Source organism: Butyrivibrio sp. NC2007 (assembly GCF_000421405.1).
Classification (GTDB): Bacteria; Bacillota; Clostridia; order Lachnospirales; family Lachnospiraceae; genus Butyrivibrio.
Genome location: NZ_ATWY01000003.1, coordinates 68,759 through 91,493, shown reverse-complemented (window position 1 = coordinate 91,493; position 22,735 = coordinate 68,759). Strand labels below are relative to the sequence as shown.

Here is a 22,735-nt window from a genome sequence, read left to right as displayed (position 1 = left end):
ATTATTGTATCACAAAGTGCCTATTCTTCGGTAATCATCTTAACCGGCTCCAGGGTCTTTATCCTGCGCCCCATGAATGCGGCGGTCAAAAGAGCTACTCCGCAGATGATGAGTGCAGTAAGAAGGTACGATATCGGATCTATATTGAAGTTTATTCTCTTAAATCCGAATATAGCCATGGTTGCTACCATCAGCTTGGTACCCAGGACAGGAGAGAGCAAAAGACCTACCGACACACCAAGCAGTATCGAAGGCATGTTGGACATCATCACCTGACCGATGAGCTGACGGGAGGTAAAGCCCAGGGCCTTGCTGACGCCAAGATTCCTCCACTGCTTGTTGATATTGGTCCTGACAATCAGGGACTCAACGAAGGCCACAATAAGAATGGTAAGGAACGTTACAAAGAAAGCAAAGGCTTTCATTCCGCTTGTGATAAGGCCAACAGTCTGGTGCGCAGCCTCCTGATAGTCTGTTACCGTCTCTTCGGGATAGAGGTCTTTAAACTCTTTTTCAAATTCTTTAAAGGTCACACCGGGCTTAAAGGTAACGCAGACCTGCATGGTTTCCGGAAGAGCTGTGACCTTGGAAAGGCCTTCTGTTGTCATAAAGGCCATCATTCCCATGTTGTTCATGGTCTGGGATATTCCGCATACAATATAGGATTCCTCGGCCATGTCGTTCTTGACCATTACCACGTCGCCAACTGATGCGCCAAGCCTCATGGAGGTGTTGGTGGCCAGCATGACTTCGTTGGGGTATTTTGGCCAGCGGCCTTCAATAATTGATCCGCCTACAATCGTCGATGTATCTGAAAAAGACCTTGTGGTGATAGATTGCTTGTTTCTCTTGTAATAGTAGTTGACGCTCATCCAGACCTCGCGCCTGGTGTTTTCTACGCACTTCAGGCCCCGGATGGTGTTCTCCATAGCCTCATCACCTGAGAAAAATGCGTCATATACATCAAAACCGCCCATTTCCAGCACACCTGCGTCATTTCCGTAGGTGTCCATCATGCCGAAGGCAACTATGGTAGATATGGAGAGGATCATCATGATAAAGATGACGCCAAGCTGATTCCTGAATCTTCCGAAAGTATCCTTTAGAGCGAGTGTAACTGCGATCGGAAGGGCTGTCTTGTCGAAGGAAAAGAGATTTCTCTTAAAGTTATGCGTATTTACGCCGCCTCTTAAGGCTGATAAAACGCTGACTTTGCTGTACTCTCGTCCAAGATAGACGGTAAGGAGTGCAACGAGCAGGCAAATTCCTAAGAATACGCCAAGTGCCACAGTGATGTTCACGGGCTGGTTCCACTTAAGGCCCAGAGTTATAAGGATGATGATCCCGATCTTGTCAATCAGCAGTGCACCGATAATAATTCCAAGCAAAGCTCCGATTCCGGCTACAAGCAGAAGCTGGCATAAAAGAATCAGTACCAGTTCCCTGACGGTATAGCCTGAAGCCTCCATGATAGCGGTGTTTTTCATGTTTGTCATAATGAAGTTCTTGACGCTGAAGTTTATAATAACGATCGCTATTGTAAGCATGATTACCGCAAAAAGGAAGATCATTACCACAAAGACCATAGGCAGGATCATGGAACCTGTCTTCATGAGCTCAGCTGGAACGATATTGACACTGGTCATTTCGGCATCGGGATGAGCTTTGGAGTATTCGTTGTACCAGTTCATCAGATCGTCACCGAGTTCGTCTGAGAGAGTGTTTGTATCAATGTGCTTCTTTTTGGCAGTATCTGTAAGCTGTGTCTTGATATAGCGGCCTTCGAGGGCACCCTTTGGGTTTTCAAAGAGTATGGTTTCATAGAGCTTATCAGATACATACATTTTGTAGATTCCCATATTCAGGGGTGAGCAAAAGAGATTGTCCTCATTGTAGCCTGCTACGTTAAGATCATAGACGTTATCGCCTATCTTAAGCTGCAGAGTGGAGCCGATATCAAAGGTGGTACTCAGCGAAATCGGGATTATTACATCATGTCCCGAAAACCCGGATGCATCGATACTAAGTGTCTGGATCTTCATTTCTTTCTCGTAATTGCTGATGTAGAAGGGGTATTCGATCCAGGTCTTGGAGCCCTTTAATCTGTATTTTGAGCTGCATTCAATGTAATTTTCAGTCTCATAGTTTTTGAGATAAACATTGCCTTTTATTATTTCTTCGAGCTTGGCTATGACAGGCTCGCTGTGTCCGCATAATGCGAAGATGTCGGCGGAGTTTATCTTTTCTCTGTTGGTATCGACAACCTTTCCTGTATCGGCCAGGAAAGAAGCGCTTATAAAGATAAAAAGAGCTGAGAGAGCAGAGAGGATAAAGAAGGTGATCATGTCGCTCCTTTGCTTTTTTATGTTGTTCTTGGCAATAAAGAAAAATCTGTACACTGTATGTTCCTCTTTCAAAAAGGTAAGGATTACCAGCCCATGTCCTGAAGGAAATTCTTAAGGCGCTGATGGCGTTCTTTAGCGTGTTCAAGATCAGGGTTGGACTCATCCTTGTAATCCCCGGCGTAGGGACCGAGGTCGATTTCATCACTGATAATTCCGTCTGAGAGGTAGATTATCCTGTTTCCGCGCTCGGCGGCTTTGATGGTATGCGTTACCATTACAATGCTCTGGCCTTCATTATTAAGGTTTGAGAGGATGTTCAGGACGTTCTCTGTGTTCTGGGAGTTTAAGGCGCCTGTTGGCTCGTCTGCAAAAAGAACTTCCGGACTGTTTATAACGCCTCTGACCACCGCAACTCTTTGCTGCTGGCCACCGGACATCTGGGTGGGGAACTTGCGGAAGTCGGACTCTCCGATCTCTACGCTCTCTAAAAGCTCTTTTGCCTTATTTGCGAGAGCTTTCCTGTCGGTATTCTTTAAAAGGCCGCAGACCATGACGTTGTCCAGGGCGCTCATGCTGTCATTGAGGTAGTTCTGCTGGAAAACAAAGCCCACGTGATCGCGCCTGAACATGGCAAGCCTGTCGTTGCTGAAGTTTGAGATGTCTGTCTCTGTTCCATCTTCATCTGTGTAGTAGGTGATGGTACCCATGCTGGGGCGATCCATGCCGGAGAGAGCGTATAGGAGAGTACTCTTACCGGAACCGGAGTTACCCATGATTACGGTAAAATCACCTTTGTATATAGAAATATTCAAGTTTTTCAATACGTGCTGCTGCACGGAATCATTTGAAAAGGTCTTGGAGAGATCTTTTGCACTTAGTATTTTCTGCTTTTCTATTGACATTATTTATTCACCTTTACGCCCATTCCGTCGGTTATTTCCACAGAATCCTTCCATACGACAAGACATCCTTCGTCGATACCGGATCTAACTTCGACCATGTCATCGCTCCTTATACCGCACTCGACAAACTCTTTTTCCGCCTTACCGTCTCTTGCGACAAAGACATAACTGCCTTCCTCGTCCTCGTTGAGAGCCTCAAGAGGAATGCGGGTAACATCGGTGAGATCGGAAGTGTGGATCCTTGATTTGGCTTCAAGTCCAAGGATAATGTCGCTGTCAGGCTCATCCAGAGTTATCTCAATGCCGATGCCTGTGCCTGTTCCGGAATCTTTGGTCATTCGCTCGATCCTTGAAACCTTGCCTTCATAGTCTTTATTCTTGATGTTTACTGTGGCCGGCTGGCCTTCTTCAATGTTAACTATATCATACTTATTTACACTGCTTTTTATTACTATATCAGATATGGACTTTAAGGTGAGGAGTTTTGCGCCTTTTGCAACGCTGCCACCTTCTGTGGCATCAATCTGGGTCACAACACCGTCAAACTCGGCGCGGATTCCCTCTTTTGCCTTGGCATAATCCTCGAGCTCAAGGGAGGTTGCGAGCTCATTGGATTCTTTTACGGCTGCGAGCTGATCCTTGGCGCCGGAGGTCATAAGACCCATGACGGTGCTGGCTTTCTGGCTGGTCATTTCTGCTTTGTATTCCTTGTAGTTTGCAAGCTGAGTGTTGAGGGCGTTGAGCTCTTCCTGCATCTGTACGATGTCATCGGCATATTGCTGCTCATAAGCATTGGTCTGAACGAGCTTCTGAAGATTCTCATATTCATCGGAATCAGGCTTGTCGGCCCAGTCGATAAGAGATATCTGGAGCTTTGCACCGAAGTCTGCAAGATCCGCTTTCCTCTGAGCCAGCTTGTTCTGGGTGTTTGCGATGGCCGTCTGTGTGTCGGCTATCTGCTGATCAAGAACCGCGAGATTTGTCTTGGCCTCTGAATAAAGACCTGCTGTACGGCCGCCTGTCTGCATGGAATTGTTGTAGCTTCCAAGATCAGCCTGGGCTTTGAGCTCTGCCATGGTTTCAAGCTGCTCGATTTCCTCAAGGTCGTAGGAGATTATGAGATCGCCTTTTTTTACGAAGTCGCCTTCCTTTACATGGATGGTAGCGATCTTGGCGGATACATCCGAATAGTAACTTCTGTCTGTATTGCTCTCAACGGTTCCGTTTACCTCAACTTCGCTGTCGATGACGCCCTTGTCTACTACGTAGGCGCTTACTGACATTGCTGCGTTTGAACTGATTGAAACGCCACCTACTGTGAGTACTGCGATGGCTGCGGTGATTATTATAAGTAATCTCTTGTTTCCCAATAATTTTTTAATCATAACGTTATCCCTCATACTTAATCGTTTACGTGTGTTACTATACTTACTTTACCGCGATAAAATTAATAAGTCTTAAGATGTCTCTTGCGTAATTCTTAATTGATTCTTAACTGAAAAATATTCAAATTAACACTTTTAATTTCACGGCAAATTGATATGATTAATAGTGCAAAAGTAGATTGGGTATTGAACGGGGTGCATCACACATAGGAGAAAGACCATGGAAAAGCCAAATGTTCTGGTAGTAGGTTTTAATGGAGTAGGAAAGTCAACACTTATTAAGACTGTATTGGGCGATGAGGCGATGAAAAAGCCCAAGGCAGCCGGCGCAGGCAAACATGAGGATTTTCGGATATATGAAAATGAGAAAGTTCCATTCAGGCTGATTGATACGGTCGGCATTGAGCCCGGGCTTCTCAAGGAGCAGCGCGCGGTCAATGCTGTAAAAAAATGGTCGGGAAATGCCATAAAGGCTAAGAAAGTAGAGCATCAGATCAGTGCGATCTGGTTCTGCGTGGACAAATATACATCAAAGCTCTTTCCCAAAACAATTGATTCTTTCATGGATGCCATCAGCTTATGGAAGGATGTTCCGATTGTTGTCGTGATCACGCAGTCCTATGAAGAAGATGATGTTAAGCAGACAAAAGAGATTGTGGAGAAAGCTTTTTTGTCCAAGAAAAAATATGCTACAAGGCTGACTGAGGTTGTATCGGTCATTGCAAAGCCCAAGCAGACTGAAGAAGGTGAGATGCTTGTGCCGATGGGAATCACGGAGCTCATTGAGCTTACGAATGAGCTCTTACCTGTGGGCCTTCAGGCTTCTGAGAAGGATATGGCGAAATATCTTTTAACCAGGAAAAGAGCTATGTCCCATGCTGTAGTCAGTGTGGCAACGCTGGCGGGAATAACAGCGGGAGGCATTGCAATCCCGGCTGTGGATCTCATGATCTTAAAGCCGACGGAGTCTTTGGAAATTGAGTCCATATTCAAGATCTGGGGCATCAAAAAGACCAAGAAGGCAAAAGAGCTGCTGAAGCTCATTGTAGATATCGGAACAGTCAGCCTTACAGGAAAGGCGCTGGTTTCATCACTTAAGCTGATTCCCGGAATCAATCTGGGAGCTGCTTCAGTTAATGCAATAATCTCAGGAACCATCGTATTTGCGCTGGGAGAAGCAGCTGCTTACGTATTTGAGCAGATTGCCACAGGCAAGAAGACGCTGGATGATATGGAATGGGCCAAGAAGATTTTGCAGGATTCACTCTCAAGTACGGTTTTGGACAAGATTACTATTGCTGCCAAGAAATTGTCGAAGAATGCGGATAAAACTGAGATAATGGATTCTGTAACACAGGCATTTGCAAAAGGATGAGTAAGATATATAATATTGGTGAAGGCAAAGACGCTTTTATTCAGAGCGTCTTTGTCTTTTTTTATTTATCAAATTCGTGTCATGTCACGGGAGGGAGTACTATGGCAGCATTTGACAGAGTGTGTTCCGGAATTATGCAGATGGATAAGGCATTTGACAACATCAGGCTTGGCGATAACGTTGTATGGAGGGTTGATGACCTTGAGGAGTTCAAGCTCTTTGTACAGCCCTATGTCAAGCAGGCGATAGCTGACAAAAGAAATCTCATCTACATCAGATTTGCATCCCATGAACCACTCTTGGAAGAACAGGAGGGACTTAAGATTGTTCATGTTGAATTAAACCACAGGTTTGAGAACTTTACTGTGGAGATCCATGAGATCATCAGCAAAGAAGGACGGGATGCATTCTATGTCTTTGACTGCCTTTCTGACCTTCAGACAGCCTGGGCTACAGATCTTATGATGGGTAACTTCTTCCAGGTGACATGCCCGTATCTGTTTATCCTTGATACGGTGGCGTTCTTCCCGCTTATCAGAGGCAAACACTCATTTCAGGCCATAGCCAAGATCAGGGATACAACGCAGCTGTTTCTGGATGTTTATTCTGATAAAAAGAACATCTATGTAAGGCCCGACAAGGTCTGGAACAGGTACTCGGAGGTCATGTTCCTGCCACATATCTATAATCCGGAAAACGGAGACTTTTATCCTATTTTGGATGGAGTTATGGCCAGTCATTTCTATCAGGTCCTGGGCAAGACCGGCTCTGTGACTGACTCCGACAACATGGATAGCTGGGACAGATTTTTTAACATAACGAGAGTTATGCATGAGGCAGGCGCAGATGTCAGCGATAATTGCGGTCGAATGTGCAACATCATGATGACCCGTGATAAGAAGCTTCGCAGCATGGTAAAAGAGCTTTTTACTCCGGAAGATTATTTCTCGGTAAAAGAGCGCATGATAGGAACGGGGATGATCGGCGGAAAAGCCTGTGGAATGCTACTTGCAAGAAAGATAATCGAGCACAGGATGCCGGAAACATTTGAATATCTGGAGCCTCACGATTCCTTTTATATAGGTTCAGATGTCTTTTACACATATATTGTTGAAAACAAATTCTGGGATCTTCGGATAAGGCAGAGGACTAAGGAAGAGTTCTTTTCCCTGGCTGATGAGTTTGCTGAGAGGCTCCTTAAAGGCTCTTTTTCCAGAGAAATGGAAGAGCAGTTTGTTAAACTCCTTGAATACTACGGTCAGGACCCTATAATTGTCAGATCCAGCTCAATCTTAGAGGATGGATTCGGGAATGCGTTTGCTGGAAAATATGAGTCGGTCTTCTGTTCCAATTCGGGAAGTATGGAGCAGCGCATCGAGGAGCTGGAGAACGCCATAAGGACTGTCTATGCCAGCACTATGAGCAGGTCTGCTCTTGATTATCGCAGCAGAAGAGGCTTGCAGGATAGAGACGAGCAGATGGCTCTTTTGGTGCAGAGGGTTTCAGGATCTTACTACGGTGAATTCTACATGCCATGCGCGGCGGGAGTTGGTTATTCATATAGCCCGTATAAGTTCATGGAGTCTCTGGATCAGTCAGCGGGAATGCTCAGGCTTGTCATGGGGCTTGGAACGTCGGCTGTAGACAGGACAGAAGGCTCATATCCGAGGCTTGTGAGTCTTGATAAGCCGCTTGCCACCAATGCAAGGAACTCCATTGAAAAGCATCAGTACTCGCAGAGAAAACTTGAAGTTATGAACAGGGCATCCAGGAAGCTTGAAAGGATAGCACTTGAGGATGTAGAAAAGTACATGCCATTCTCGCTAAGACGGCTCTTGCTTGAGCACGACACCGACACTGAGCGGATGTTCAGGGACAGAGGTGAGGACAGGGATATTGAGTTTATCTCATGCCTGGGAATTGTCAGGAAAGATGCGCTGATGCAGCAGATGAAGGAAATTCTGCATGTTATCCAGGAGGAATATCAGTATCCGGTAGACATAGAATTTACCATGAATTTCTCTGAAGGCGGAGACTATGTGATCAATATCCTGCAATGCAGGCCACTACAGGTGTTTAAGGACACTGAGAGCATGGAGATTCCTACGGATATTGCGGGAGAGAATATCCTCTTTGAATGTAAAAGGTCCGCCATGGGGCTTTCAAGAGCCGAGAAACTGGACAAGATTGTCTACGTGGATCCCGTCAGATATTACAGCATGCCTTATCAGGACAAGAATAAGATAGCAAGGGCCATCGGTCACATAAATTGGGAGATGAGAGGTAAAGGAAAGCATATGCTCCTGATGGTGCCGGGCAGAGTCGGCACAACGTCTCCTGAGCTCGGGGTACCTACTTCGTTTGCAGATATCAGCGAGTTTGACACAGTCTGCGAGATAGCAGATTCCAAGGTTGGATACAATCCTGAGTTGTCCTACGGAAGCCACTTTTTCCAGGACCTTGTTGAGGCGGGGATACTGTATACTGCTATTTTTGAGAATGAGAAGACGCTTGTCTTTGAGCCTGCGCTACTTGAGAAATATGAAAATGAGTTTTCGGAGCAGACTTCGGAATACTATGAATTCCGGACGGTTATTGCGTCTTACGACGTTTCCGGGGACAACGTGTATATTTATCATGATATGAATAAGGAGCACACTCTTTGCGCACGGAGGTAAGTTTCAATGTTATAATGGTTTAAACTTATCCAATGGGAGCGAAGATATGAACGACATATTATGCAGACAGCTTTCTATAGACTATTGCTGCAGCCCGGAAGACGTTCTTGATGGGCAGAATCATTTTACTGGGCATAGCTTTATTGATGGTAGACGTAGATATCATGAAAAAGAGGACTGCTATCTTAAGCTTGTTCTGGTGAATGGAAAGATTCTTTTCACAGGGAGAAAAGACATCGTAGAGTGGTGCAGAGAGAACTATTCCGAAAAGGGTTCTGAGTGGTTTCTGGAAGTGAAGAACATGCGCAAGCTTAATGAGCGCTTTGCGCAGGACGGATATCAGATTGGTATGGCGCATCCGTTCTATATTTCAGAGACTGTCTCTGAAGTCGATACCAAAGGCTACGATATTAAGTGGTATAGAGGAAAAGAAATAGAGCAGTTCAGGGACGATGGCAGATTCTACGAGGCGTTTACCTTCTGTGAAACAGCGCCTGACATAATCGGTGTCGCAGCAATCAAGGACGGAGTTATCCTCGGAATGGCAGGAGCGAGCCTGGATAGTCCATACATGTGGCAGATCGGCATCAATGTCGAGCCTGCCGGAAGAAGGCTGGGAATCGGCAAGATACTGGTTTCGCTTCTTAAGAATGATATCCTTGAAAGTGGACATCTTCCATATTATGGAACATCTATGGGTCACATTGCTTCACAAAAGGTTGCGCTTGGAGCTGGATTTATTCCTGCATGGGCAGAGCTTGTGACCGATAAGATCACGAATTGAGGCGTAAGATAAACGTACAGATTATGAATTCAGAGATTTTCGACAAAAGCAGGCGCTTTTATGAGAATAAGGTTGCGCCTATGATCCATGAGAAGTTTGCTGAATACGAATCACATATAGCAGTTGGACTTTCGGGAGAAGGGTCTGACTGCTTTGGTTTTGATGACTTTATTTCCAGGGATCACGACTTCGGAACCGGAGTTTGCCTCTGGCTATCTGAGGAGGATTTTCACCGGTTTGGAAGACTTCTTTCCATAGCATATAACGAGCTGGTAGACGCTACTCCCGGGGCTGATCTTACTGACAGACTTCGTCAGAGGAGAGGCGTCATGACTATAAATGGCTTCTATTCGTACGTTCTTGGGACCGAAATTGACGCTGAAGAAAACCTTATTACTGATGACGTGTGGAGAGCGCTGGATCATTCCTGCCTTGCAACTGCTGTGAATGGCGACATCTTCAGGGATGATCTTGGTAAGTTTTCTGCATTTAGGAAGACCCTTCTTGATTATTATCCCGAAAGGATATGGAGAGAGCGCATAGCAAATGAACTCCACAGATTTGCTTCTTCGCTTCAGGTTAATTATTCAAGATGCATGGCCAGAAAAGATACCGTTGCGGCAGAGATCTGCAAGGCAACAGGGCTACAGGCTGCAATGGAGCTGTTTTTTCTTTTAAAAAGAGTTTATCCGCCATATTACAAGTGGACGTACAGGGCGCTGGAAGAGCTTGACTCAGGCGGAAGGTTCAGCAGACTGGTAAAAGAGCTTGCTGAAGCAAATTGTGCGTTATCAGCTTGGGAGCATATCAAATATATGCCGGATAACCTGAATATGAGCGACAAGGTCGTGGCGTTGTCCGAGCAGATCGCTGAAATGCTGGTAAAACTGCTGTTGGGGGCGAATCTGATCGATGCACTGGATACGTATCTCGAAGTGTATGTGGATGTTATTCTGTGAGCCGATGGATTATGTATAAAGGCTGCACTAGGCCTTGCATGAGGCTTGATCCGACTGTTTTCTACGCCCACAGGGTACTTTTTCGAATATATATAGAAAGAATTTAGACATTAATTTTTTATCTGCCTGATTTTCTATGCCCAGAGGACACTTTTTATCATATATATAGAAAATGAAAACATCGGATTTAAAAAATTCTATGCCCACAGGGCACTTTTTTGCATATATATAGAAAATATGAGTGATAAAAGTTTTCAGTGAAAAAATTTTCTACGCCCACAGGGTACTTTTAGCTGTATATATAGAAAATATGAATGACATAGATTTCTGACCAAATAATTTCTACCACCAATGGACAGCTTTGGCTGTATATGGAGAATGATTTAATAGAAGCGTACGCTTTAGTGATATAATATAAATAATCACGAATTGGGGCATTAGCGCAGTTGGGAGCGCATCACACTGGCAGTGTGGGGGTCACGGGTTCAAGTCCCGTATGCTCCATTAATACTATCAGGCACAAAGTGCCGTAGATTCCTGTATGCTCCATTGAGATGAAAAGGAGGCTTGTGCAAATGAAATTCGAAACTGTATTATCCAAAGTCAGGAAAATGGCTGAAACCACCGATGTATCAGGCGTAGATTTCCTTGCAGTTCAGATCAACCTCACAGACTGTGATCCGGGAGTCTTCTACGTTGAGGTCAAAGACCATAAAGTTAATGTAGAGCCTTATGACTATCACGACAGAAACTGCGCGATCACAATGAAATCCGATGATTTCAACAAGCTCATCAGTGGCAAGCTTGATCCGATTGCAGCATTTACGATCGGTAAGCTGAAGGTAGATGGAGATGTTGGAAAGGCATTGGAGTTTTCCAAGCTGATCAAGAAATAAATAGTGGAAGTATTGGCACACATTGGATAAAAAACTAAATTCCAATGTGTGTTTTTATCAACAAGAGGTAGTGTTATGGCAATTGATAGATTTAATGTAAACAGCAAGAGAAGAGATGCATTTATGCTGCAGGGGCCACTGGCGCATCAGGGCTATGACTGGTGGTGGCATTCATTTACTGCACAGGATGCGCAGACAGGAGAGGATAAGCCTTTCTTTATTGAATTCTTTATCTGTAATCCTGCGCTTGCGGAGGATGATCCCGTGCTGGGACAGCTTCCCAAGAATAAAAAAGAGGGAAAACGCCCGTCGTATCTGATGGTGAAAGCCGGGACCTGGGGCGAAGACGCTTGCCAGCTCCACAGATTCTTTTCCCTGAAAGACGTTAAGATTCACGGTAGTGCGCCGTATAAGATAACAGCAGACGACTGCCTTGCGTCAGAGTCAGCTTTAAAAGGACACATATCAGTGTCAAAGGAAGCAGCAGCTGCATTTCCTGAGAGAATGAGCGATGCAGGCGAGATCTCTTTTGACCTGGTCATCGACAAGCAGATCGCCTTCAACGTAGGCTACGGTGCGAGTAAGCCCTTAAGGGATGCGGAGGCCTTTGCCATGTACTGGCACGCTGAGGGCATGAAGAGTGCCTATGGCGGAACTATCACGTTCAACGGCAGGAAGTACATTGTCACACCGGAAAAGAGCTATGGATATGCCGATAAAAACTGGGGAAGAGATTTCACAAGTCCGTGGGTATGGCTATCTTCCAACTGCCTTGTCAGCAAAAAGACAGGAAAGCAGCTAAAGAACAGCGTTTTTGATATCGGTGGCGGAAGGCCGAAGATTTACTTTGTACCGCTGGATCGAAGGCTTCTGGGCGTGTTCTATTATGAGGGAAAAGAGTATGACTTCAACTTCTCAAAGCTTCATCTCCTCGTTAAAACTGAGTTTAGCTTCGAGGAAAAAGAGGATGAAGTTATCTGGCATGTAAGGCAGGAAAACATCAAGGCAGTGATGGAAACTGAGGTTCACTGTCTAAAGAAGGACATGCTCTTTATCAACTATGAATCGCCCGATGGCCAGAAGAACCACAACCATCTTTGGAACGGCGGAAATGGCTGGGGCACGATTAAGCTATATGACAAAAAAGACGATGAGCTGGTTTTGGTAGACGAAGTGGAAGCAACGCACATCGGCTGTGAATACGGAGAATACGGAGAGTAAGGTGACATGAGTCACGGACGAAATGTTTACAAAGATTTAGATAAAATACCGACCGGACACGCAAGAGGGCAGCTTATCAAGGGCTGCCTTGTTGTTGAGGGCGGAGCATTCAGAGGCATGTACAATCAGGGCGTTATGGACTTCATGATGGAGAATGGCCTGAATTTTGAGTGCGTGATCGGAGTCAGTGCCGGAGCAATGGCGGCGCTAAACTACGCTTCCGGACAGATTGGAAGGTCTGCCAGATGTAACCTGGAGTTCAGGCATGACCCGGATTATATCGGTGCTCAGGCTGTGCTTCATGCCCACAGTCCCTTGAATATTGATTTTGCCATCAGGCCGAATGAGAAGCTAGGCAAACTCGATGAAACCACGTTTTACGACCCGCAGAGGAGATTCATAGCAGTGGCTACGGACTGTGACACCGGCAAAACCGTATATTTCGAGAAGGGCAAATGCAAAGACATTTTAAGCGCAATTAAGGCCTCGGCGTCAATGCCTTACGTGTCGCCAATGGTTGATGTTGACGGCCAGAGATGCCTTGACGGCGGCTGTAGCTGCCATATTCCCTACAAATGGGCGATTGAGCAGGGGTATGAGAACATAGTTGTAATAAAGACAAGAGAGAGGGGCTACAGGAAGAAAGAATCCTCGAAGACCTACGCTGAGCGCTTTTACAAAGACAATCCTGAGTTTGCAAAAAAGCTGATGTCCATGGGCGCAGACTACAACAAGGAGTGCGACGAGATAGACAGGCTGGAGAAAGAGGGCAGGATCTTCGTGATTGCGCCGTCAGAGCATGTTACGGTCAAGCGTGTGGAGAGCAACATGAACAAGCTTGGTCACCTGTACTGGCTTGGTTATAACGACGCCAAGAACAGTCTCTTTGCGCTGAACAAGTATCTGAGGTGATGGGATGGAGCTGATAACACTTGATAAAGACCGGGTCGCTTCTCTTTATGAGGAGAGAATGGTCCATGATTTTGCAAAAGACGAACTAAAACCCCTTAAGATGATCCTCAAAGCCCTGGACGAGGGAATCTATGAGTGCCTGGGTTTATCAGACGGCGCAGGACTTTTGGGCTACACTTTTCTTGTAAAGCAGGGGAAAAGATATCTTGTCGATTACCTTGCAATATATCCCGAAGAAAGAAACAAAGGCAGAGGCGCTGATATCCTTAAGCTTCTAAGAGACCATGTCACCGATGCTGAGATGATCATCGCAGAGGTCGAAGACCCAATTTATGCAGAGTCTTCAGAGGAAGAAGAGATTCAGGAGAGGCGAGTTTCTTTCTATTTCAGGAACGGCTGCTCAGATACCGGGCTCAGAGTCAGGTGCTTTGGCGTGCCTTTCATCATAATTAGTATCGGAGGAAGTGGCAGTTTAGACCAAAGTGCCATGTGGGAAGCCTATCAGTCTTTTTACAGAGCAGTACTGCCAAAGAAGATGTTTGATGCAAATATCAGACTCATTAATGGCGAGAATTAGTTTTTAATAAAACAGAAACATAAAGGAAACAAAACACAAATATTCTTTTCCTAAAATGTGAAACATCAAATGAAACACATAAACATTTAAAAATACAATTCACACGAAAGGAAAAGAAACTATGTCAGAGAGAATATATTTAGTAACAGGCGCAGCAGGATTTTTAGGAGGAACAATTCGCAGAAAGCTCGTTGAGAGAGGCGACAAGGTAAGAGCCTTTGTTCTCCCAAATGACCCGGCAATGAAGTTCGTACCCAAGGAAGCTGAGATTGTTGAGGGAGATCTTACAGACAAGGCGTCACTTGAGAAGTTCTTCACAGTAGATAAGGATACAGAGACAATCGTACTTCACATCGCAAGCATTGTTTCGGTAAATCCCGAATACAACCAGAAAGTAATGGACGTAAATGTAGGTGGAACACAGAACATCATTGATCTTTGCCTTGAGCATCCTGAGTGCAAGAAGCTTGTTTACTGCAGTTCAACAGGAGCTATTCCGGAGCAGCCTAAAGGAATAAAGATTAGAGAAGTAAAAGAGTTCAATGAGGATGAAGTACTTGGCTGCTACAGTCAGTCCAAGGCACTTGCAACCCAGGCAGTTCTTGATGCAGTTGAGAAAAGAGGGCTTAATGCTTGCGTTGTACATCCCAGTGGAATACTTGGACCTGAGGATTTTGCAGTAGGTGAGACAACAAGCACACTGATAAAGATCATTAACGGAGATATGCCTGCCGGCATCGATGGCTCTTTTAACCTCTGTGATGTAAGGGACCTGGCAGACGGCACTATAGCGGCTATTGATAAAGGTAAAAAGGGCGAGTGCTACATCCTTGGCAACGAGCCGGTATCCTTCAGGGATTTCTCCAAGATGGTCAGTGATGAGTCAGGTTGCAAGCCTGTTAAGATGTTCCTTCCAATCTGGGCAGCAAACCTGATGGGAAGAGCGATGGAGACCATGGGCAAGATCCGCGGAACAAAGCCTCTTATGACTACATTCTCGGTATATAACCTCGCAAGAAACAACGCTTTTGATTCCTCAAAAGCCAAGAAGGAGCTTGGTTATCACACAAGATCTTACCGTGAGACCATCCACGATGAGGTTGAATGGCTCAAGGCTGCCGGAAAGATTGCATAAAAAGTTCATACAGATAAATTTCAGCAACAAAACTCTAACATTTCTATGGTACGATATTATCGTAAAAACGTATCAGGAGGTGTTAGAGTTTGTTTAATTTACTGATTGTTGAAGATGATACAGATCTTAATAAAACTGTTTGCGAATATTTAAAGGCTAAAGGATATGAGACGGTTGGTTGCCTTAATGCCCAGGATGCTTATGATGAGATGTACGGAAAGACGTTTGACCTGATCATTTCAGACATTATGATGCCCGGGATTGACGGCTTCGAATTTGCGGAAACCATAAGAAGACTCAACGAGAATATTCCTATTCTGTTCATGACTGCCCGGGAAGACTTCGAAGCCAAGCAAAAAGGCTTCATGGCGGGCATTGACGACTATATGGTAAAGCCGATAAATCTCGAAGAGCTGACTCTTCATGTGGGCGCCCTTCTTCGCAGGGCCGGAATTGCAAATACCAAGAGACTTGAGATTGGTAGCCTTGTTATGGATACGGATGAACACATCGTTACCGTTAAGGGCGAGGAGATTCCCCTGACCCAGAGGGAATTCAACATCATATTTAAGCTGTTGTCTTTTCCGAAAAAGACCTTTACCAGAGGGCAGCTTATGGATGAATTCTGGGATGTGGACTCCGATGCAACGCCAAGAGCGGTTGATGTCTACATGACAAAGCTCAGGGAGAAGTTTTCGGACTGTGATGATTTTGAGATTGTTACCGTAAGAGGCCTGGGATACAAGGCAGTACCTAAGGAGTAAGGATTTATGGAAAAGAAGACCGGAAGCATTTTTTCGCTAAAAAGATATATCATATTTTTTGTTCTGATATGTTTTGTGGTAACCTGTAGCTTTTATTTATTCCTCAGGTCTTTTGATTTCACGAAAGAGCAGATACAGGAAAACGCGATCCTGACATTTCTTAACATTCTCTTTTTAAGCCTCATCTTTTGCATAATAGACGGCGTACAGAGAAAGCTTATGATAGAGAACCCTGTAAAAAAGATCCTGGCGGCCACGGAGGAACTTGCAAAAGGAAACTTCAAGGCAAGAGCAGAGGACGTATCTGTGATTCCGGGGAGAAACGAGTTTGACATGATTGCAGAGAACATCAATAAGATGGCGCAGGAACTGTCCGGCATTGAGACTCTCAGGACTGATTTTGTGTCAAATGTGTCCCATGAGATCAAGACTCCGCTGTCTGTCATCGGAAATTACAGCACGATGCTTCAGGCGAAGGACCTTTCCGAGGAAAAGAGACTTGAATATGCAAAGGCGATTTCGGATGCGACCGGGAGGCTTTCGGAGCTGATCACAAATATACTTAAGCTTAACAAGCTGGAAAACCAGCAGATTTATCCGGAAAAAGCGACCTATGATCTCGGCGAGCAGCTTGCAGAGTGCATTGTGGGATTTGAAGATATCTGGGAGAAAAAGAACATCGAACTCGATACTGATATCGATGATGGCCTTCAGATAACTGCGGATAAAGAGCTTCTATCACTGGTCTGGAACAATCTGCTATCAAATGCATTCAAGTTTACCGATGAAGGAGGCACAGTAAAGGTCACAGCACACAGTGTTGAGGGCCATATTCGGGTTGAGGTTTCAGATAGCGGCTGTGGTATTTCAGAGGAGACCGGAAAGCATATTTTTGACAAGTTCTATCAGGGAGATACCTCGCATGCTACTAAGGGAAATGGCCTGGGCCTTGCACTTGTTAAAAGAGTCATCGACATCTGCGGAGCAGAGATCACAGTGAAAAGTGAGCTTGGAAAAGGAACTGCTTTCACAGTGTCTTTTTAATAAAACAGAAACAATAGCGAAACAAAACAAAAATACTTCCTCCATATAATTAAGACCATAGAAAGCAAAAACAAACAAATAAACGGAGGAAATAAAAATGAACGAAAACAATACTTTTGAGTACAACTACAGCGCTGATAAGGCAAAAGAGGTTGAAGCCATCAGGAGAAAATATGAGAATCCTGAAGAGGATAAGTTCGAACAGCTCAAAGCTCTGGACAGACAGGCTGAGAGAAGAGGACAGATATACTCCATGGCTATCGGTATCCTTGGTACACTTATTCTTGGAATTGGTATGAGCATGGCGCTGGTGGGTGAGGTGCTTTTTCTGATACCCGGCATTATTATAGGAATCATAGGAATGGCAGTGCTTGGCGCTGCGTATCCTATTTACAAAAAGGTTACAAAAGCAGACAGAGACAAAGTGGCAGCAAAGGTTTTGGAACTTGCTGATCAGATTCAGTAAAAGATGGGGAAGAAATGAATTATAAGCTCAGAAGCGATGCGGATAAGATCATAAAGCATGCGATTGGCGCTGTTATGCCGGAAGAAGCGGTGGTGCGCGCGCTGGAGGATGCGGAACTGACAGGGAACATCTATATTGTTGCTGTCGGAAAGGCGGCTTATAGTATGGCGAAGGCAGCTTCGGAGCATGTTTCGTATGAGAAGGGCATAGTGATCACCAAGTATGGGCATGTTAAGGGCGAGCTTGCCGATATAGAGTGCTATGAGGCCGGACATCCTGTGCTCGATGAAAACAGCATAAAGGCCACCGAGAAGGTGCTGGAAATGGTGGCTGGTCTGACTTCCGAGGATACGGTACTGTTTCTTTTATCAGGAGGCGGAAGTGCGCTATTTGAAAAGCCTTTGGTGGATCTGTCAGAGCTTCAGGATATAACAGGACAGCTTTTAGCTTGTGGAGCAGATATAAATGAGATAAATACCATCAGGAAAAGACTCTCCGGAGTCAAGGGAGGGCGATTTGCAGAGATTGCAGATCCTTCAAAGGTTTACAGCATAATTCTCTCGGATATTGTGGGAGATCCGCTGGATATGATCGCTTCGGGGCCCACTGTACCGGATGGCAGTACCTGTGAAATGGCAAAAGAAATAGTGAAGAAATATGGGATAAGGCTCTCCGAGGAGGCTGAGAAGCTCCTGGAAGTTGAGACGCCAAAGGAAATCAGCAACGCGACCAACGTCGTGATCGGTAGTGTAAAAGAGCTGTGTAAGGCCGCCGGAAAATGCTGTGAGGAACTGGGATACAGGACGGTCTATTTGACAGACAGAGCGATGGGAGAAGCCAGAGAAGTTGGGAAAATCCTTGGAGAAATAACTTATTCTCATGCATGCGACGGCGAGAAAATTGCGTATATTCTGGGTGGCGAGACGGTTGTACACCTTAAGGGAACAGGCCTTGGCGGGCGAAACCAGGAGATAGCCTGTGGCGCAGCCAAGGTGATTTCAGGGCTTGAGAATGTAGCTGTTTTCAGCGTCGGATCCGATGGAACCGATGGCCCTACCGATGCAGCCGGGGGCTATGTCGACGGAGATACAATGAAGAGTTTTGAAGGTGATAGGATCTCTTTTGCCAGATTTGATCAGATGTTTGAGAATAACGATTGTTATCATATATTGGATGCTTGTGACGGCCTCATCAAAACCGGCCCTACGGGCACCAACGTAAATGATTTCTCGGTGGCGCTGATAGGTTGATAATATTTGACATATGTCAGAATGAGTTGTATATTCAAACTGACATATGTCAATTTAGATTAATGGAGGAAAATTATGCCAAGAGCTACAAAGTGCAGAAAAATCTGGAATTTCCCTGACCATTACAGCTTTATCCCTGAAGATGCGGACACGGATGAGCTGGATACCATTGTGCTTTCTCTCGATGAATATGAGACCATAAGGCTTCTTGATCATGAGGGACTCAATCAGGAGGCATGCGCAGTGAGAATGGGTGTTGCGAGGACAACTGTGACAGCCATGTATGAGAGCGCCAGGAAAAAGATGATCAGCGCTATTGTGGAGGGTAAGAGACTTCGTATAGCCGGTGGCAACATCGAAATTGACAGTGAGAGAAATGGATTAAAAGTAAGTATGAAGAAAAAAGGAGACAAGATGATGAGAGTAGCGGTAACATATGATAAAGGGAATGTTTTTGGACATTTTGGAAGAACAGAAGAGTTTAAGGTTTATGATATAGAAGATGGCAAGGTTGTAGATTCCAAGATCCTTGGCACAAACGGTGAAGGATGTGGCGCTCTTGCAGGAATCCTTAATATCGCCAAGGTTGATACACTTATCTGCGGCGGAATCGGCGGAGGCGCACAGCGTGCCCTTGAGGAAGCAGGAATAAAGCTCTATGCAGGCGTTAGCGGAAGCACAGATGCTGCAGTTGATGCTCTTATTGCAGGAACTCTGGAAGCCAGCAGCGAAGCTAACTGCGACCACCACGGCCACGAGCATGCAGAAGGCGAGTCTTGCGGACACGGTGGATGCCATCACTAACTGATACGCCTTAACATCAGGAGGCAGGAAAAGACATGGCGACAGGAAGCCAGACTAAGGAAAAGACCTATAGCAGGATCAAAGAGCCCAGGCAGTATAACGTGATCATGATAAACGACGATTTCACCACCATGGATTTTGTCGTTTCTGTTCTTGTGGACATTTTCCATAAGGATCCCGTCAGTGCTGAGGCCATAATGCTGGGTGTTCACAAAAACGGACAGGCAGTTGTGGGAAGATACCCTTATGACATAGCTGTTACAAGGGTCAACAAAGCCCTTGCCAGAGCCAAAAAAGAGGGATTTCCCTTCAGAATGACAGTTGAGGAGGCATAATATGGATCTTTCAAAAGAAGCGTCTTTGGTTTTCCAGAAAGCTGTTGCTTTTGCCGCAGAAAATCAGTATGAATATGTGACTCCCGAGATCGTCCTTCTGATGATCCTTGATGATGATACCTTCGCTGAGGCTTTTAAGGAGTGCGGCGGAGATCTGGGGATGCTTGATGGCAACCTCAGGAAATATATCGCAGAATATGTGGATAAATCTGAGAATGGCCAGCCTGAGCTTTCCATCGGGACGAACTTTGTCATCAGCTTTGCAGGCCAGAGTGCCTACAGCAGCGGCTGTGACAAGATCCACGTTCGCCACCTGGTGCATGCCATCTGGAACCTGGAGAACAGCTACGCTGTCTATTACATGGAACAGCAGGACATTAGCGAAGCCGACGTGCTTCAGGAGATGGCGATCATCGAATCAGATAATGAAGAGATTTCCGAGGATGTCGACGGCAGTATCAAAGCAAAAGAGGACAAGGCCGGAATAAGCCTCTTTGCCCCATGTCTTAATGATACGTTAAAAGACGTCAATCCTCTTATCGGGCGTGAAAAAGAGCTTGAGAGAACCATTCAGATCCTCTGCAGGAAAGATAAAAATAACCCGCTCCACATCGGAGAAACCGGCGTCGGTAAGACTGCCATTACTTATGGGCTTGTGGAACGCCTGAAAACAGGCGATGTTCCGGATGCCATTAAGGGCGCAAAGGTCTTTTCTCTGGACCTTGGAGGTATGCTGGCCGGAACCCAGTACAGGGGCGACTTTGAAAAGAGATTCAAGAAGGTCCTCTCAGAGATCGGAAAAGAGGAGAAGCCCATAATCTACATCGACGAGATCCATAATCTCTCCGGTGCAGGTGCGGTAGGAGAAGGCTCTTTTGATGCATCAAACATGCTAAAGCCATATCTGACCGACGGCCATATCAGATTCATCGGGGCTACGACCTTCGAGGAATACAAGAAATACTTTGAAAAGAACAAGTCACTGGTCAGAAGGTTCCAGAACGTTGAGATCAAGGAGCCTACAGAGGAAGAGACAGTTGAAATACTGAATGGCCTTAAGGCCAAGTACGAGAAGTATCACGGCGTTAAGTATGCCAAGGGCATAATGGAATACGCCGTTAAGATGAGCGCGAAGTATATAAATGAGCGTTTTCTGCCGGATAAGGCCATCGATCTGATTGACGAGGCCGGTTCCTACAGGAAGCTCCATCCACAGAACAAGAAGGTTCAGACCGTGGACAAGGACGTTATTAACGAGATTCTTACGGGTGTATGCAGAGTGCCCATTGAGACTGTGGATACTGACGATGCTGCAGGTCTTGAGACTCTTGAGAAGCGCATAAAGACTAAGATATTCGGCCAGGACGAGGCTATCAGCCAGGTGGTGAATGCCGTGAAGTTCTCAAAGGCCGGGCTTATCGAGGATGGCAAGCCTCTTGCGAGCCTTCTGTTTGTGGGACCTACGGGTGTCGGCAAGACTGAGATTGCAAGGACCCTTTCCGAGGAGCTGGGCGTTAAGCTAATCCGCTTCGATATGAGTGAGTACGGCGAGAAACACGCTGTTGCTAAGCTTATCGGTTCACCGGCAGGATACGTTGGCTATGAGGAAGGCGGAATTTTGACTGAGGCGATCAGGAAGAATCCTTCATGTGTGCTGCTTCTCGACGAGATCGAGAAGGCCCACCCCGACATCTACAACGTGCTTTTGCAGGTGATGGACTATGCGACTCTGACGGATAACCAGGGCAGAAAGGCTGATTTCAGGAATGTTCTGATCATCATGACCTCGAATGCCGGCGCTAACAGGCTCGGTAAGAGCGGAATAGGCTTTATCAGCACCAACATGGATGAGAGCGTCCTCACTGAGGCAGTCAAGAACACCTTCCAGCCCGAGTTCAGGAACAGGCTCAGCAAGGTCGTTGTCTTTAACAGCATGGACGATGACATGGCCACAAGAGTTGTGGATAAGAAGTTAAAAGAGCTCTCGGAGCAGCTACTGGCTAAGAAGATCACTCTTTCTGCTGATAAGAAGGCAAAAGATCTTTTGAAGGAAAAGGGCATCAGCCAGGAGTTTGGCGCAAGAGAGATTGACAGGATAATCAGAAACGACGTAAAACCGCTGTTTGTTGATGAGATTTTGTTTGGAAAGCTGAAAAACGGCGGAAAGATCAAGCTTTCAGCCAAGGGCAAAGAATTTTCGATAGAGTCTTCGAAAACCGCGAGGAAGTGATCCGTAATGCCTGTTTACAAACTTGATGACAAAGAAATATCTTTTCCTCTGCCCACGCTTGCAAGGGAGGACGGACTTTTGGCAATCGGCGGAGATCTGTCGGTAGAAAGGCTTGTGCTGGCCTATTCCAATGGGATTTTCCCCTGGTACAACGAGGGTGATCCCATTTTGTGGTGGTGCCCGAAGGAGAGGTATATCATAAGGCCGGAGAACATCCATGTTTCGCACTCCATGAAGAAATTCATGAGAAAGCATGAGGTCCGGGTAGAACTGAATCGGGATTTCTCCCACACCATGCACCGGTGCAGGGAAAAGAGAGAGTCCACCGAGGAAGGGACATGGATAACAACTGATATGGAAAAAGCCTACGCGCAGCTTGCATCCCGGGGACTTGCGCTCAGTGTTGAAGCATATATTGACGGGGAACTGGCCGGGGGATTGTATGGCGTAAATCTGGGCAAATGCTTTTTTGGCGAGAGCATGTACTCGGATATGGAGAACGGCTCCAAGATAGCACTGATAGGGCTTGCGCAGATACTCGCTGAGAATGGGTATCTGCTGATTGATTGTCAGTTCCACACGGATCATCTTGAGAGTATGGGAGGAGAGAGTATCAGCTATTCAGACTACATGGAGCTGGTGAAAAAAGGAACAACAAAATCTTAAATAACCG

The 22,735-nt window shown here is 45.7% G+C and carries 20 protein-coding genes and 1 tRNA gene; 18 read left to right on the top strand and 3 right to left on the bottom strand.

Translation table 11 applies throughout. The features are described from left to right. Positions 1–20: 20 nt before the first annotated feature. Genes G632_RS0103305 through G632_RS0103295 form a run of 3 tightly spaced genes read right to left on the bottom strand, consistent with a single transcriptional unit; the run spans position 21 to position 4,632 of the window. Positions 21–2,399 (bottom strand): ABC transporter permease, encoded by a 2,379-nt coding sequence (locus tag G632_RS0103305; protein WP_022767610.1) that lies wholly within the window; start codon positions 2,397–2,399, stop codon positions 21–23. A 29-nt stretch (positions 2,400–2,428) separates the two neighbouring features. Beyond that, on the bottom strand, positions 2,429–3,247 hold the full coding sequence (locus G632_RS0103300; protein ID WP_022767609.1) for an ABC transporter ATP-binding protein: 819 nt from the start codon (positions 3,245–3,247) through the stop codon (positions 2,429–2,431). Continuing rightward, positions 3,247–4,632 carry an efflux RND transporter periplasmic adaptor subunit gene (locus G632_RS0103295; RefSeq protein WP_022767608.1) on the bottom strand — a complete coding sequence of 462 codons (1,386 nt, stop codon included), beginning with the start codon at positions 4,630–4,632 and terminating at the stop codon, positions 3,247–3,249. Before G632_RS0103295 ends, G632_RS0103300 begins: the two co-directional genes overlap by 1 nt. A gap of 220 nt (positions 4,633–4,852) precedes the next feature. Here G632_RS0103295 and G632_RS0103290 point away from each other — a divergent pair, with 220 nt between their 5' ends. The 18 genes from G632_RS0103290 (at position 4,853) to aat (ending at position 22,728) form a co-directional block, all read left to right on the top strand. After that, a complete protein-coding gene (locus G632_RS0103290; protein WP_022767607.1) occupies positions 4,853–6,007 on the top strand; it encodes a GTPase in 1,155 nt (384 codons plus the stop codon). A 101-nt stretch (positions 6,008–6,108) separates the two neighbouring features. Continuing rightward, positions 6,109–8,685 carry a PEP/pyruvate-binding domain-containing protein gene (locus G632_RS0103285; RefSeq protein ID WP_022767606.1) on the top strand — a complete coding sequence of 859 codons (2,577 nt, stop codon included), beginning with the start codon at positions 6,109–6,111 and terminating at the stop codon, positions 8,683–8,685. Positions 8,686–8,731: 46 nt separating this feature from the next. Beyond that, complete coding sequence (locus G632_RS0103280; protein WP_022767605.1) at positions 8,732–9,469, top strand: GNAT family N-acetyltransferase; 738 nt, start codon at positions 8,732–8,734, stop codon at positions 9,467–9,469. 23 nt (positions 9,470–9,492) lie between these two features. After that, on the top strand, positions 9,493–10,428 hold the full coding sequence (locus G632_RS18715; RefSeq protein ID WP_051154853.1) for a DUF4037 domain-containing protein: 936 nt from the start codon (positions 9,493–9,495) through the stop codon (positions 10,426–10,428). A 431-nt stretch (positions 10,429–10,859) separates the two neighbouring features. After that, positions 10,860–10,932 (top strand) — tRNA-Ala (locus G632_RS0103270). A 71-nt stretch (positions 10,933–11,003) separates the two neighbouring features. Further along, on the top strand, positions 11,004–11,324 hold the full coding sequence (locus G632_RS0103265) for an SCP2 sterol-binding domain-containing protein (protein ID WP_022767603.1): 321 nt from the start codon (positions 11,004–11,006) through the stop codon (positions 11,322–11,324). 75 nt (positions 11,325–11,399) lie between these two features. Continuing rightward, positions 11,400–12,545, top strand: a complete 1,146-nt coding sequence (locus G632_RS22085) for a tocopherol cyclase family protein (protein WP_022767602.1) — start codon at positions 11,400–11,402, stop codon at positions 12,543–12,545. Positions 12,546–12,551: 6 nt separating this feature from the next. Next, complete coding sequence (locus G632_RS0103255; protein WP_022767601.1) at positions 12,552–13,457, top strand: patatin-like phospholipase family protein; 906 nt, start codon at positions 12,552–12,554, stop codon at positions 13,455–13,457. Between the two features lie 4 nt (positions 13,458–13,461). Beyond that, a complete protein-coding gene (locus G632_RS20905) occupies positions 13,462–14,034 on the top strand; it encodes an N-acetyltransferase (RefSeq protein WP_022767600.1) in 573 nt (190 codons plus the stop codon). A 121-nt stretch (positions 14,035–14,155) separates the two neighbouring features. Then, positions 14,156–15,169, top strand: coding sequence for an NAD-dependent epimerase/dehydratase family protein (locus G632_RS0103245; RefSeq protein WP_022767599.1), 1,014 nt, complete (start codon positions 14,156–14,158; stop codon positions 15,167–15,169). Positions 15,170–15,258: 89 nt separating this feature from the next. Beyond that, positions 15,259–15,933, top strand: a complete 675-nt coding sequence (locus G632_RS0103240; protein ID WP_022767598.1) for a response regulator transcription factor — start codon at positions 15,259–15,261, stop codon at positions 15,931–15,933. 6 nt (positions 15,934–15,939) lie between these two features. Then, a complete protein-coding gene (locus G632_RS0103235) occupies positions 15,940–16,977 on the top strand; it encodes a HAMP domain-containing sensor histidine kinase (protein WP_022767597.1) in 1,038 nt (345 codons plus the stop codon). Between the two features lie 97 nt (positions 16,978–17,074). Beyond that, positions 17,075–17,443 (top strand): hypothetical protein, encoded by a 369-nt coding sequence (locus G632_RS0103230; protein ID WP_022767596.1) that lies wholly within the window; start codon positions 17,075–17,077, stop codon positions 17,441–17,443. Positions 17,444–17,457: 14 nt separating this feature from the next. After that, positions 17,458–18,693: a glycerate kinase type-2 family protein gene (locus tag G632_RS0103225; protein WP_022767595.1), complete on the top strand. Its 1,236-nt coding sequence runs from the start codon at positions 17,458–17,460 to the stop codon at positions 18,691–18,693. A gap of 75 nt (positions 18,694–18,768) precedes the next feature. After that, the gene (locus G632_RS0103220; RefSeq protein WP_022767594.1) at positions 18,769–19,497 is read left to right on the top strand and encodes a DUF134 domain-containing protein; all 729 of its coding nucleotides are present in this window, start codon (positions 18,769–18,771) and stop codon (positions 19,495–19,497) included. Between the two features lie 35 nt (positions 19,498–19,532). After that, the gene (locus tag G632_RS0103215; RefSeq protein WP_022767593.1) at positions 19,533–19,832 is read left to right on the top strand and encodes an ATP-dependent Clp protease adaptor ClpS; all 300 of its coding nucleotides are present in this window, start codon (positions 19,533–19,535) and stop codon (positions 19,830–19,832) included. A 1-nt stretch (position 19,833) separates the two neighbouring features. Further along, positions 19,834–22,062, top strand: a complete 2,229-nt coding sequence (locus G632_RS0103210; RefSeq protein WP_022767592.1) for an AAA family ATPase — start codon at positions 19,834–19,836, stop codon at positions 22,060–22,062. A 6-nt stretch (positions 22,063–22,068) separates the two neighbouring features. After that, a complete protein-coding gene (gene aat / locus G632_RS0103205; RefSeq protein WP_022767591.1) occupies positions 22,069–22,728 on the top strand; it encodes a leucyl/phenylalanyl-tRNA--protein transferase in 660 nt (219 codons plus the stop codon). Positions 22,729–22,735 lie beyond the last annotated feature (7 nt).

Coding starts and splice junctions, on each gene's coding strand:
- G632_RS0103300 (WP_022767609.1), bottom strand. CDS start 3,247: ATGTCAATAGAAAAGCAGAAAATACTAAGTGCAAAAGATCTCTCCAAG.
- G632_RS22085 (WP_022767602.1), top strand. CDS start 11,400: ATGGCAATTGATAGATTTAATGTAAACAGCAAGAGAAGAGATGCATTT.
- G632_RS0103215 (WP_022767593.1), top strand. CDS start 19,533: ATGGCGACAGGAAGCCAGACTAAGGAAAAGACCTATAGCAGGATCAAA.
- G632_RS0103235 (WP_022767597.1), top strand. CDS start 15,940: ATGGAAAAGAAGACCGGAAGCATTTTTTCGCTAAAAAGATATATCATA.
- G632_RS0103255 (WP_022767601.1), top strand. CDS start 12,552: ATGAGTCACGGACGAAATGTTTACAAAGATTTAGATAAAATACCGACC.
- G632_RS0103245 (WP_022767599.1), top strand. CDS start 14,156: ATGTCAGAGAGAATATATTTAGTAACAGGCGCAGCAGGATTTTTAGGA.
- G632_RS20905 (WP_022767600.1), top strand. CDS start 13,462: ATGGAGCTGATAACACTTGATAAAGACCGGGTCGCTTCTCTTTATGAG.
- G632_RS0103280 (WP_022767605.1), top strand. CDS start 8,732: ATGAACGACATATTATGCAGACAGCTTTCTATAGACTATTGCTGCAGC.
- G632_RS18715 (WP_051154853.1), top strand. CDS start 9,493: ATGAATTCAGAGATTTTCGACAAAAGCAGGCGCTTTTATGAGAATAAG.
- aat (WP_022767591.1), top strand. CDS start 22,069: ATGCCTGTTTACAAACTTGATGACAAAGAAATATCTTTTCCTCTGCCC.
- G632_RS0103290 (WP_022767607.1), top strand. CDS start 4,853: ATGGAAAAGCCAAATGTTCTGGTAGTAGGTTTTAATGGAGTAGGAAAG.
- G632_RS0103225 (WP_022767595.1), top strand. CDS start 17,458: ATGAATTATAAGCTCAGAAGCGATGCGGATAAGATCATAAAGCATGCG.
- G632_RS0103295 (WP_022767608.1), bottom strand. CDS start 4,632: ATGATTAAAAAATTATTGGGAAACAAGAGATTACTTATAATAATCACC.
- G632_RS0103265 (WP_022767603.1), top strand. CDS start 11,004: ATGAAATTCGAAACTGTATTATCCAAAGTCAGGAAAATGGCTGAAACC.
- G632_RS0103285 (WP_022767606.1), top strand. CDS start 6,109: ATGGCAGCATTTGACAGAGTGTGTTCCGGAATTATGCAGATGGATAAG.
- G632_RS0103230 (WP_022767596.1), top strand. CDS start 17,075: ATGAACGAAAACAATACTTTTGAGTACAACTACAGCGCTGATAAGGCA.
- G632_RS0103210 (WP_022767592.1), top strand. CDS start 19,834: ATGGATCTTTCAAAAGAAGCGTCTTTGGTTTTCCAGAAAGCTGTTGCT.
- G632_RS0103220 (WP_022767594.1), top strand. CDS start 18,769: ATGCCAAGAGCTACAAAGTGCAGAAAAATCTGGAATTTCCCTGACCAT.